This is a genomic window from Pseudomonas sp., assembly GCF_030684895.1.
In the GTDB taxonomy this organism is placed as follows: domain Bacteria; phylum Pseudomonadota; class Gammaproteobacteria; order Pseudomonadales; family Pseudomonadaceae; genus Aquipseudomonas.
On record NZ_JAUXXP010000043.1, the window covers coordinates 1 to 11,459 of the forward strand.

General features: G+C 62.2%; 13 protein-coding genes. 9 read left to right on the forward strand and 4 right to left on the reverse strand.

The window, feature by feature from the left end:
• Positions 1 to 28: 28 nt before the first annotated feature.
• The 4 genes from folX to Q8M42_RS08595 all read left to right on the forward strand — a co-directional run bounded on the left by folX (position 29) and on the right by Q8M42_RS08595 (position 1,930).
• Positions 29 to 400 (forward strand): dihydroneopterin triphosphate 2'-epimerase, encoded by a 372-nt coding sequence (gene folX / locus Q8M42_RS08580; RefSeq protein ID WP_090375336.1) that lies wholly within the window; start codon positions 29 to 31, stop codon positions 398 to 400.
• Positions 401 to 522: 122 nt separating this feature from the next.
• Positions 523 to 813 carry a DUF1244 domain-containing protein gene (locus Q8M42_RS08585; protein ID WP_304867036.1) on the forward strand — a complete coding sequence of 97 codons (291 nt, stop codon included), beginning with the start codon at positions 523 to 525 and terminating at the stop codon, positions 811 to 813.
• Positions 813 to 1,157 (forward strand): HopJ type III effector protein, encoded by a 345-nt coding sequence (locus Q8M42_RS08590; RefSeq protein WP_304867038.1) that lies wholly within the window; start codon positions 813 to 815, stop codon positions 1,155 to 1,157. The genes Q8M42_RS08585 and Q8M42_RS08590 overlap by 1 nt, the downstream gene beginning before the upstream one ends.
• Before the next feature lie 185 nt (positions 1,158 to 1,342).
• The gene (locus Q8M42_RS08595) at positions 1,343 to 1,930 is read left to right on the forward strand and encodes a putative glycolipid-binding domain-containing protein (RefSeq protein WP_304867041.1); all 588 of its coding nucleotides are present in this window, start codon (positions 1,343 to 1,345) and stop codon (positions 1,928 to 1,930) included.
• Positions 1,931 to 2,116: 186 nt separating this feature from the next.
• On the opposite strand, the gene trxB is transcribed toward Q8M42_RS08595, so the two are convergent.
• Positions 2,117 to 3,064: a thioredoxin-disulfide reductase gene (gene trxB / locus Q8M42_RS08600; RefSeq protein WP_304867044.1), complete on the reverse strand. Its 948-nt coding sequence runs from the start codon at positions 3,062 to 3,064 to the stop codon at positions 2,117 to 2,119.
• Between the two features lie 266 nt (positions 3,065 to 3,330).
• Here trxB and cysZ point away from each other — a divergent pair, with 266 nt between their 5' ends.
• On the forward strand, positions 3,331 to 4,083 hold the full coding sequence (gene cysZ / locus Q8M42_RS08605; RefSeq protein WP_304867047.1) for a sulfate transporter CysZ: 753 nt from the start codon (positions 3,331 to 3,333) through the stop codon (positions 4,081 to 4,083).
• Positions 4,084 to 4,099: 16 nt separating this feature from the next.
• On the opposite strand, the gene Q8M42_RS08610 is transcribed toward cysZ, so the two are convergent.
• Complete coding sequence (locus tag Q8M42_RS08610; RefSeq protein WP_304867050.1) at positions 4,100 to 5,209, reverse strand: SRPBCC family protein; 1,110 nt, start codon at positions 5,207 to 5,209, stop codon at positions 4,100 to 4,102.
• An 82-nt stretch (positions 5,210 to 5,291) separates the two neighbouring features.
• Here Q8M42_RS08610 and Q8M42_RS08615 point away from each other — a divergent pair, with 82 nt between their 5' ends.
• Both Q8M42_RS08615 and Q8M42_RS08620 read left to right on the forward strand, forming a co-directional pair.
• Complete coding sequence (locus Q8M42_RS08615; RefSeq protein WP_304867053.1) at positions 5,292 to 6,194, forward strand: LysR family transcriptional regulator; 903 nt, start codon at positions 5,292 to 5,294, stop codon at positions 6,192 to 6,194.
• 58 nt (positions 6,195 to 6,252) lie between these two features.
• Positions 6,253 to 7,431 carry a glycosyltransferase family 1 protein gene (locus Q8M42_RS08620; protein ID WP_304867055.1) on the forward strand — a complete coding sequence of 393 codons (1,179 nt, stop codon included), beginning with the start codon at positions 6,253 to 6,255 and terminating at the stop codon, positions 7,429 to 7,431.
• A 238-nt stretch (positions 7,432 to 7,669) separates the two neighbouring features.
• Here Q8M42_RS08620 and sfsA read toward each other — a convergent pair whose 3' ends face one another.
• Entirely contained in the window at positions 7,670 to 8,377 is a 708-nt protein-coding gene (gene sfsA, locus Q8M42_RS08625) for a DNA/RNA nuclease SfsA (RefSeq protein WP_304867059.1), read from the reverse strand.
• Positions 8,367 to 9,548: a pyridoxal phosphate-dependent aminotransferase gene (locus tag Q8M42_RS08630; protein WP_304867062.1), complete on the reverse strand. Its 1,182-nt coding sequence runs from the start codon at positions 9,546 to 9,548 to the stop codon at positions 8,367 to 8,369. Before Q8M42_RS08630 ends, sfsA begins: the two co-directional genes overlap by 11 nt.
• A 338-nt stretch (positions 9,549 to 9,886) precedes the next feature.
• On the opposite strand from Q8M42_RS08630, the gene dksA reads away from it, so the two are divergent.
• Together dksA and gluQRS are read left to right on the forward strand one after the other, a co-directional pair.
• Positions 9,887 to 10,330, forward strand: coding sequence for an RNA polymerase-binding protein DksA (gene dksA, locus Q8M42_RS08635; protein ID WP_090251641.1), 444 nt, complete (start codon positions 9,887 to 9,889; stop codon positions 10,328 to 10,330).
• A gap of 58 nt (positions 10,331 to 10,388) precedes the next feature.
• Complete coding sequence (gene gluQRS, locus Q8M42_RS08640) at positions 10,389 to 11,276, forward strand: tRNA glutamyl-Q(34) synthetase GluQRS (protein WP_304867065.1); 888 nt, start codon at positions 10,389 to 10,391, stop codon at positions 11,274 to 11,276.
• Positions 11,277 to 11,459 lie beyond the last annotated feature (183 nt).

Below are 11,459 nucleotides of genomic sequence, written 5' to 3' on the forward strand. Positions count from 1 at the left end.
TCCTGCAACTGATCGGACGGAGCAAGTAATGCCGCGACTGGAACCTGGGATGGCGCGCATCCGCGTCAAGGACCTGCGCCTGCGCACCTACATCGGCATCAAGGAAGAGGAGATCAACAACAAGCAGGACGTGTTGATCAACCTGACCATCCTCTACCCGGCGGTGGAAGCAGTGCGTGACAACGATATCGACCACGCGCTGAACTACCGCACCATCACCAAGGCGGTGATTCGCCACGTCGAGGAAAATCGCTTTGCTCTACTGGAGCGTATGACCCAGGAGATTCTCGACCTGGTCATGGCCAACCCGGACGTGCGCTACGCCGAAGTGGAAGTGGACAAGCTGCACGCTCTGCGTTTTGCCGAATCGGTGTCGATCACCCTCGCCGGGCATCGCTGAACAACACGCTAAAACGCCTCACATGATTCCCGGCGCGTCCTGCGCCGGGGCCGTTGCCGCCAGGCGGGCATGCTCTTATCATCGCCGCCACGCACTCCCGCCTGCCTTTAGAGAGCATCGCCATGACCGAGCAAGAACGCCTCGAACTTGAAGCCGCCGCCTTTCGCAGCCTGGTGCAGCACCTGCGCTCCCGCCCGGATGTGCAGAACATCGACATGATGAACCTCGCCGGCTTCTGCCGTAACTGCCTGTCCAAGTGGTTCAAGGCCGCCGCCGACGATATCGGTGTGGCCATCACTCCGGATGAGGCGCGTGAAGAGGTCTACGGCATGCCCTATGCCGAGTGGAAAACCAAATACCAGAAGGAAGCCAGCGCCGAGCAGCAGACAGCCTTCAGCAAAGGAAACAAGTAATGCGCAGCCTCACCGATTTTCGCGCCAAGCTGCGCGGCGAGCACTTCACCTTCGCCGAAACCCTGGCGTTTATTGCCGAGCACTACCACTACCAGCCCAGCGCCTTCAGCAATGGCACTGTGCACAACCCAGCCGGACAGAACGAAGGCTCGTGCAAGACCCTCGGCCTGGCCTTGCTCGAAGGCCTGAGCCTGGAAGAAACCCTGCTGTGCTTTGGCGAACATTACCGCAGCGTACTGGCCACCCCGAGCGGCAGCGACCACGGCAATATCCGCGCATTGATGGAAACCGGCCTGGCGGGCGTGCGCTTCGAGCAACCGTCACTGCAGCGCAACAGCTTGTAATCACTCGAAAGAGCAAGCGTGCAAGTTCTTGCGCAACTGTCGGCAAAGGCTGACAGACATCACATTTAAATCCCCCTATGCTGCGCGCCATTACTTGAACGAGAACACCAGGGAAGGTGCTCCGTGCTGCGTCAGGGCCGTGCTTCCCCGGTTTCTCCAACCCTACCTGGCTTGGAGTCGCTTGCATGCAGCAGACCTTGGTATGGAAACCATGGCACAACCCCGGCGTGGAAAATCTGCGCCTGAACATCGATGAACACGGCATCAACGCCACCAGTCATCTGATGCAAAGCCTGCAAGGCCACAGCATCGCCGCCACCTACGTGCTCAACTGCGACCCACGCTGGCGCTTTCGCCGCCTGTGGCTAAAGGTCGACAACCACGGCCAACGCAGCCTCAACCTCAAGCGCGACATCCGTGGCAACTGGTTCCACAACGGCGAACCACGCCCGGACCTCAGCGAATGCCAGCAGGTCATGCTCTCCGAATCGCCCTTTACCCACACCCCAGCCCTGCAGCGCTGCGCCCTGGAAACCGGGCAGAGCGAACTGATGCAAGTCGCCTATGTCGACTTGCTGACGCTCAAGGTGGAAGCACGCAGCCAGCGCTACCAGCGCCTGCGCGAAGAAGGCGCGACAACCCTGTACCGCAGCGAAGCGCAGGGCAAAAAGAGCAGCGAACTGACCGTCGATGAGCACGCCTTGCTGGTCAAAGCCAGCGATCAGTTTCTGCGCATGAGCTCGCGGGATTTGAAGTTGAATACCTGGGTCTGAGGAACCACTGCTGATGTGGGAGGGGCTTCAGCCGCGATACAACCACTAAAAGCTCGCCGCTAAAGCGCCTCCTACGAAGCCCTCATCGCCCCGTACAGATGCTTTCCTCGGACACATAAAAATGCCGCCGACCTGATCCAGGTCGGCGGCATTGCGGTTCATATCAAGGTCTTTGCATTCTCAGGCTTACTGACCGTCGAGATAACGCTCTACATCCAGCGCCGCCATGCAGCCGGCACCGGCCGAGGTGATCGCCTGGCGGTAGACGTGGTCGGCCACATCGCCCGCAGCAAACACGCCGGGAATGCTGGTCGCAGTGGCATTGCCGTCACGACCGCCGTTAACCACCAGATAGCCGTCCTTGAGCGCCAGCTGGCCCTCGAACAACGAGGTGTTCGGCGTATGGCCGATGGCGACGAACAGGCCATCGACGCTCAGCTCATCGAAGCTGCCATCGTTGTTCTTCACCCGTACACCGGTCACGCCCATGTTGTTGCCCAGTACCTCATCCACCTCGGCGTGCAGCTTGAGCACGATCTTGCCTTCGGCCACCCGCGCCTGCAGTTTGTTCTGCAGAATTTTCTCCGCACGGAAGCTGCCACGGCGATGCACCAGGGTCACCTTACTGGCGATATTGGCCAGGTACAGCGCCTCTTCCACAGCGGTGTTGCCGCCACCAACCACCGCGACTTCGCGGTTGCGGTAGAAGAAGCCATCGCACGTGGCGCACGCGGAAACGCCCTTGCCCATAAAGCGTTCTTCGCTGGGCAAGCCCAGGTAACGAGCGCTGGCACCGGTGGCGATGATCAGCGCATCACAGCTGTAGGTGCCGCTGTCGCCGACCAGGGTGAACGGCTTGCCGGCCAGGTCGACGGCATTGATATGGTCATAGACAATTTCCGTCTCGAAGCGCTCGGCATGCTCCTGCATACGCTGCATCAGCGCCGGTCCCGTCAGGCCATGTACATCGCCCGGCCAGTTATCCACCTCGGTGGTGGTAGTCAGTTGGCCGCCGGCCTGCAGGCCGGTGATCAGCAGCGGCTTGAGATTGGCCCGCGCCGCGTAGACCGCAGCGCTGTAGCCGGCAGGGCCGGAGCCCAGAATGATCACACGGGCATGACGATCAGCAGACATCAACAGCTCCTCCCGGCAATGCCGGCAGCAATAAAAAGGGACTTCCGCGAGAACCTAGGGGAAGGCAGTAAGGTCGGAAGCCCCACAAAGGGATGCCGCGCAGCCTATGCCCGCCCAGCCCACGGCGGAAATATGCTTTGCCAATCCCTTGCATAGGCAAGCGCTATAACCCCGCCAGGCAATCGTTAACGCCCATTGCAGAGGCTTTCACCTGCCAGACAAAGCCGGTAAGGTCGCGCGGAGTTCAATTTCACGGAGACGCCCTTATGTCCGCGCCTGTGCTGACCGGCCCGCAATACCTCAGCGAAGGCCTGAAACTGGTGCTGAGCCCCGGCCTGCGACTGTTTGTGCTGCTACCCCTGACGATCAACCTGATCCTCTTCGTTGGCCTGATTTACCTGGCCTTGCAGCAGTTCGGCGGCTGGGTCGATACCTTTATGCCCAGCCTGCCGAGCTGGCTGAGCTTTCTCGAATACGTACTGTGGCCACTGTTTGTGGTGCTGGTACTGCTGATGGTGTTTTTCACCTTCACCCTGCTGGCCAATATCATCGCGGCGCCGTTTAACGGCTTTCTCGCGGAAAAGGTCGAAGTGGTGGTACGCGGTCAGGACGACTTTCCGCCGTTCAGCTGGGCCGAGCTGATGGCCATGGTACCGCGCACCCTGGGCCGCGAACTGCGCAAGCTGGGCTACTTCCTGCCGCGCGCCATTGGCCTGCTGATTCTGAGCTTTATCCCGGTGGTCAACCTGATCGCCGCACCGCTGTGGCTGCTGTTTGGCGTGTGGATGATGGCGATTCAGTACATCGACTACCCGGCGGACAACAACAAGATGAGCTGGCAGGAGATGCTCGCCTGGCTGCGTGAAAAACGCTGGCAGAGCCTGGGCTTTGGCGGCATCACCTACGTGGCGCTGCTGGTGCCAGGGCTGAATATCCTGATGATGCCGGCGGCCGTAGCCGGCGCCACGGTGTTCTGGGTGCGTGAACGCCAGGAGCAGGCGCTCACGCCCACTGCCTAAGTAATCACCCCGCAGGCTAGCTGCGCTCAAGCACCGTGCGCAGCGCCTGCATCGAGGCCTGGGATTCGCGCTCAATGCGCCGGCTTAGCAGCAGGCGATTGGCCAGGCGCATCAGCACACCGTCGAAGCCGTATTCCAGGGTGCGGACAAACTCGCAACCGCCTTCCACTTCCAGGCACTCGTAGGTCAGCAGCAGCCCCAGGCCGTGATCACCACGGGCGCTGGCTTGCCAGCGGCGTGCCGGTTGATAGTCGAGTACATCCCAGCGCAGATGGCCGGCGCGGCCGCCGGCGTGGATATCTTCCTCGAACACGTCACCCGCGAGCAGGACACCATCGCGGCCGTAGATATGTAACGACGACGGGTGCCATTCGGGCCAATGAATAGGCGCGGCGGCATAACTCAGCACCTCGTCCGCCGGGCGGGTGAGGCGAATGCGATGCTGCTGGCGGTTCTGCTGATAAGTCGGCTCCGGTTCCCAGTGCAGGGTGCCGTACAGCCAGTCCATCAGTGGATGGACGATGCCGAAGTTGCGCGAATGCATCAGCTCACGGCGGTGGTGCAGCGCATGTAGACGGCGCATCTGACGAATCCACGGCAGGCGCGTAAGCGGATGTTCGGCCGGCAGGTGCTCGCAGGCGTGCACCACCTCGTAGCTCATATACCCCAGCAGCATGCTGCCGGCGAACAGCGCGGCAAGGTTGCCGTCGAGCTGCGCCAGCAGCCACCAAATGCCCAGCAGCGGCAGGCTGTAGAGCACGATCAGCCAGGCAGGAAAGAGGATCACCCGCCAATCACGCAGCGTCTCGTAGCGCATCTGGCCTTCAACAAAAAAACTGTGGTGATCGCCGGTGTGGCGCTTGTAGAACAGCTGGCCGAAGCGCGTCTTGTTGTGCCCCAGGCGCTTGTGCACCTGGTACTCACCCCAGCTGAAGAACACCAGGCTCAGCGGCACCAGCAGCCATTGCCAGAGCGCCACCGCGTCCAGCGTGCGCCACAGCAGGCTTATACAAGTCAGGCCGTAGGCCAACACAAAGCCGGCATGCAGCCAGGGGTTGTACAGCGGGTGGATGGCATCCCGATAACGTGTGCGGAAAGCCTGAGCATTGTCATTGTTATAGGCCACGGCATGACTCCTGTGCGGATTGACAGCAGTCTAGGCGCGGCCAGATCATTCCGATAATGGATATTCAGAAAGAGCATTATTCTTGATAACGAATTTGCGTCAGCTCGACCTCAACCTGCTGCTGGTCTTCGATGCGCTGATGCAGGAAGGCAACCTGACCCGCGCCGCCGAACGCCTGCACCTGAGCCAGTCAACCGTGAGCAACGCCCTCGCCCGCCTGCGCCAGCAACTGGGTGAAGAGCTGTTCCTGCGCACCGCCCGTGGCCTGACCCCCACCGCCCGCGCCCAGGCCCTCTATATACCCGTGCGCCAGGCGCTGCGCCTGCTGCAGACCGGCCTGGGCCCGGCCGAACCCTTTGACCCGCAAACCCCGCACGCCTTCAGCCTGTCGCTGAACGACTACGCGCAAGCCGCGCTGCTGCCCATGTTGCAGGCGCATCTGACGCGAGTCGCCGCGCAGGTCGAGCTGCTGGTGCAAGCCGATGATGCCGACAGCCTGGTGCAGCGTTTGGAAAGCGGCGCGCTGGACCTGGCCATCGACTACCTGCATTTCGATTCACCCGACCTGCATTACGCGCCGCTGCGCGAAGAACCGCTGGTGGCCATCGGCCGCGCCGGGCACCCAGCCTTTATCGGCGGGCTGAGCCTGGAGGATTACCAACAGGCGCGGCATATCATCGTCACCCCACGCGCCGGGCGTGGCTCGCCGCTGGAAATCGTCCTGGGTTCGGCCAGGGTACGGCGGCAGGCGGCCTTGCATTTGCCCAATTACCTGCCGATCCCGGCCATCGTCGCCCAGACCGACCTGCTCGGCACCGTGCCCGCCCGCCTGGCCGAGGCGTTCGCTCCGGTGCATGCGCTGGAAATCGCGGCGCTGCCCTTCGCTATGCCGCCCGTGCAGGTCAGCCTGATCTGGCACCAGCAACAGCACCTCGACCCGGCGCACATCTGGCTGCGTCAGCAGCTGATCAAGCTGCTCGACTGAAATACAAGCGCAATCAAAGCGTCACAGTCACTACATAACGGCAGCGGACACTGCTGCCATGAGCACAGCTTCCCTGCATATTGCGCTGATCAGCGAAACCTTCCCGCCGGAAATCAACGGCGTAGCCAACACCCTCGGGCGCCTGGTCGATGGCCTGCGTGGCCATGGCCATCGCGTGCAACTGGTGCGGCCGCGACAAAGCGTCGACCCGCGCGGTGCGGTCGATCAGGATTTATTGCTAACCCGTGGCTGGCCGCTGCCCGGCTACCCCGGTTTGCAGTGGGGTCAGTCGTCGATGCACAAGCTGCTGCGCAACTGGCAACGGCAGCGTCCGGATGTGCTGTATATCGCCACCGAAGGCCCGTTGGGCCTGTCCGCCCTGCGCGCCGCGCGGCGTTTGCAGATTCCGGTGGTCAGCGGTTTTCACACCAACTTCCAGCAATACACCGGGCATTACGGCTTTGGCTTGCTGACCCGCGTTCTGACCAACTACCTGCGCTGGTTCCATAACCGCTCGCAGATGACTCTGGTGCCCAGCGTCAGCCAGCAGATCGAGCTGCAACGGCGTGGCTTCGACAACCTGGAACTGCTTTCGCGCGGCGTCGACAGCCAGCTGTTTCACCCGGCCAAACGCTGCGCGGCTTTGCGCGAGCGCTGGGGCCTGGCGGAACAAGACATCGCCATCCTGCATGTCGGCCGCCTGGCCGCAGAAAAGAACCTGGCCCTGCTTAGCAAGAGCTTTCAGGCGCTGCAGCAGGCGCACCCGCAGCGGCGGCTGAAACTGATCCTGGTCGGCGATGGCCCGCAGTGCGCCAACCTGCAGCAGCAACTGCCCGAGGCGGTGTTCTGCGGCCTGCAGCGCGGAGAGGAACTGGCGGCGCATTACGCCTCGGGCGATCTGTTTCTATTCCCGAGCCTGTCGGAAACCTTCGGCAATGTGGTACTCGAAGCCCTGGCTTCCGGGCTTGGCGTGGTGGCGTTTGATCAGGCGGCGGCCGCGCAACATATCCGCCACGGGCACAACGGCGCGCTGGCGGTGGCCGAGGACGAACAAGGTTTTATCGACGCCGCCAGCTGGCTGCTGACCGACCACGAAGGCCTGCGCCGGGTGCGCCTGAATGCCCGGCTACATGCCTCACGCCAGGGCTGGCCGGCGATTGTCGAGCTGTTCGAGCAGCATCTACGTACTGCCATGCAACCAGTAGCGGAGCTGCCGGCCGGCAGAACGCAGCATTGAAGCCCCTGTAGGAGCGGGCCATGCCCGCGAAAAAATGGACTTAAACAGCAAAAGCTCGCGGACAAGTCCGCTCCTACAACAGCACATCCAGACGCTTGATCAGGCACCGTAGCCCGGATAAGCCTTGGCGCAATCCGGGAAGCAATCACCGCCCTACTCACAGGCCACTGCGCAAACATCCAACCCCGGACTGCGCTGCGCTTGTTCGGGCTACGGGTTGAAACGGAAAGCTCCGTTCCTACAACCGCACATCCAGACGCTTGATCAACCGCACTTCCTGCGCGCTGATCGCCGCGCCATAGGCCAACACCTCAACACCGGCGCTCACTGCCTCACGCAACGCGGCGGCATAGGCCGGGTCGATTTCCTCAGCTGGGCGCACCGCGTCGATGTCCGTCAGGTTCACGCAATACAGCTGCACCGCGCGAATGCCCTCACGGGCCAGTGCCGCCAGTTCACGCAGGTGTTTGCTGCCGCGCTCGGTGCGCGCATCAGGAAAGGCGGCGACGCGGCTGTCGGCGAAGCCCAGGGTCACGCTCTTCACTTCGACAAACGCCGCGCCTGTCGGGTAGTCCAGGCGAAAGTCGATACGGCTGCGCTCATGGCCATACGGCACCTCGCGCTTGAGGCTGGTAAAGCCGTTCAACTCGGTGATCAGTCCAGCATTTAGCGCCTCCTCCACCAGGGCATTGGCGCGCCCGGTATTGATCACCGCCAGGCGGCCGTGCGGTGTCTCACCAATCTCCCAGGTGCCCGGCAGCTTGCGCTTGGGGTCGTTGCTGCGGCTGAACCAGATGCGCGCGCCTTCACTCATGCAGTTGAGCATCGAGCCGGTATTGGCGCAGTGGATGGTCAGCCGCTCGCCGCTGGCGGTCTCGATATCGGCGAGAAAACGCTTATAGCGGCGCAGCAGCCGTCCCTCTTGCAGCGGCGGCTCAAACTGCATGGGGCTTCCAGCTATTCAAGCCACGTTTGATGCGATCCACCGCCTGCTGCAGGCGCGGCAGGTCCTGGGTATAGGCAAAGCGCACATGCTGCGCGGCCTGGTAGCGGCCGAAATCCAGACCGGGGGTAAAGGCCACATGCTCGGTTTCCAGAAAGTGCTGGCAGAAGGCAAAGGCATCACCGCCGAAGGCGCTGATATCGGCATATAAATAGAAGGCGCCCTCCGGCTCCACGGCGATCTTGAAGCCCAGTTCACGCAACGCCGGCAAGAGGAAATCACGGCGGCGCTGAAATTCATGGCGACGCTGCTCGAGGATCTCCAGGGTCTGCGGCTGAAAACAGGCCAGCGCAGCGTGCTGGGCCATGCTCGGCGCGCTGATATAGAGGTTCTGCGCCAATTTCTCCAGCTCCGGCACGGCGGCCGGTGGCGCCACCAGCCAGCCCAGGCGCCAGCCAGTCATGCCGAAATACTTGGAAAAACTGTTGAGCACAAAGGCTTCGTCGTCCACTTCCAGCACGCTGGCGGCATCTACGCCGTAGGTCAGGCCATGGTAGATCTCATCCACCACCAGATGGCCGCCGCGCGCCTTCAAGGCCTGGGACAGCCCGCTTAGCTCATCACGGCTAAGCAAGGTGCCGGTCGGGTTGGCCGGCGACGCCACCAGTGCGCCGACGCTATCCTGATCCCAATAACGCTCGATCAGCTCGGGCGTCAGCTGATAACGCACCTCCGGGCCCACCGGCACCAGCTGCGCCGCGCCTTCGACCAGGCGCAAAAAGTGCCGGTTGCAGGGATAACCGGGATCGGCCAGCAGCCAGTGCTTGCCGGGGTCAACCAACAGGCTGGTGGCCAGTAGCAAGGCGCCCGAGCCACCCGGGGTGATCAAAATGCGCTGCGGGTCGATATCCAGACCGTAACGCTGGCCATAGAAACTGGAAATCGCCTCACGCAGGGCCGGCAGGCCGCGCGCGGCGGTGTAACGAGTGTGCCCATCGGCCAGAGCGGCCTGCCCGGCGGCGACAATCGGCGCGGCGGTGGTGAAGTCCGGCTCGCCGATTTCCAGGTGAATCACGTCATGGCCGTCAGCCTGCAGCTGATTGGCACGAGCGAGCAGCGCCATCACGTGAAAAGGTTCTATGGCGCGGCTGCGCGCACTGTAGGACTGGGCCATGGGACTGCCTTGGTCTGGATTAAGGCGCGGATTCTAACAGGCCGTCGAAAAACTACCTGCCTTGGCAATACGGCGTTAAAAACAGGCTCGGAATGCTCATGTACAAAAGTACACTCCGCTTCCTCGCCTGTTTTCGCCTTGTCTTGCCTGCCTCGCCTACGTTTTTCAACGGCCTGCAGCAGCATACCCGGCGCAACCACGACAACCGGGAGTGGCGCAGGCCGAGTTGTTCTGGTAAGTTCGCCCGCTTGCAGCCGCAGGGCCAGTTCTACTCGACGTAGAACGGGCAAGGGACACCGTCCTGCGCAGTGGATTAGAAGAGTGAGAGGCGGTCATCCATGCCCACCAAAGCAAAAGCAAAAAGCAGCCAACTGACTCGTGGTTTCGAGCCCTATAAAGAAACAAAGGGTGAGGAATACATGGGTGAGCCGATGCGCGCCCACTTCACCGGCATCCTCAATAAGTGGAAGCTGGAATTGATGCAGGAAGTTGATCGTACTGTGCACCATATGCAGGACGAAGCAGCCAACTTCCCCGATCCAGCGGATCGCGCCAGCCAGGAAGAAGAATTCAGCCTGGAACTGCGTGCCCGTGATCGTGAGCGCAAGCTGATCAAGAAGATCGACGAAACCCTGCAACTGATCGAAGACAACGATTACGGCTGGTGCGATTCCTGCGGCGTCGAAATCGGCATCCGCCGTCTCGAAGCACGCCCCACCGCCACCCTTTGCATCGATTGCAAAACCCTGGCGGAAATCAAAGAAAAACAGATCGGTTCCTGATCTGACCCAGAGGGTGCTTCGGCACCCTCTGTTGTTTCTGTCCCTGTGTGTGCCAGACATGAACACACCCGCCTACATCGGCCGCTTCGCCCCCACCCCAAGCGGTTATCTGCACTTCGGCTCACTGGTCGCAGCTCTTGCGTCCTACCTTGACGCGCGCGCGGTAAACGGCCGCTGGTTGCTGCGCATGGAAGACCTCGACCCGCCCCGCGAAGTCGCCGGCGCTCAAGCGGGGATTCTCAGCACCCTGGAAAGCTACGGCTTCGAGTGGGATGGCGAACTGGTACGCCAGAGCGAACGCCACGCAGAATACGCCGCGCTGGTCGAACGCCTGCTCAGCCAGGGCCTGGCCTACGCCTGCACCTGCTCACGCAAGCAACTGGAAGGCAGCCAGGGCATCTACCCCGGCACTTGCCGCAATGCCGGCCACGGTTTTGCCGATGCGGCGATTCGCCTGCGGGTCCCAGAGCTGACCTACCACTTTGTCGACCGGGTGCAAGGCGAGTACCGCCAGCACCTGGGCCGTGAGGTGGGTGACTTTGTGATTCGCCGCCGTGATGGCCTGTATGCCTACCAGTTGGCGGTAGTGCTCGACGATGCCTGGCAGGGCATCACCGATATAGTGCGCGGCGCCGACCTGCTCGACTCCACCCCGCGCCAGCTGTACCTGCAGGAGCTGCTAGGCTTACCGCAGCCGCGCTACCTGCATGTGCCGCTGATTATCCAGCCGGATGGCCACAAGCTGGGCAAATCCTACCGCTCACCACCGCTGCCGGCCGATCAAGCAACGCCATTGCTGATACGCGCTCTGCGCGCACTGGGCCAGCCGTTACCGGACGGCGCCCCCCATGGCCAGCCTGCCGAACTGCTGCGCTGGGCCAGCCAGCACTGGGATGCATCGCTTATTCCGCGCAGCCTGACCCTCGCCGAAGCGCAGCTGCGTTAAACGCAGGCCCATTTGCAGCTATGTCCGTTAGCGAACAGACGCCAGCCAGGGCCCTGCTGTAGGGTGGTGACAATGCTGCGACAGCATTCTTCCCGATGGTGCAGGTTTACCCCGCCATCGCGGTACCCGGGTCTTGGGTGTTGACCGGTCACACCAGCGTCTGCGGCCAATATGCAAAATCAG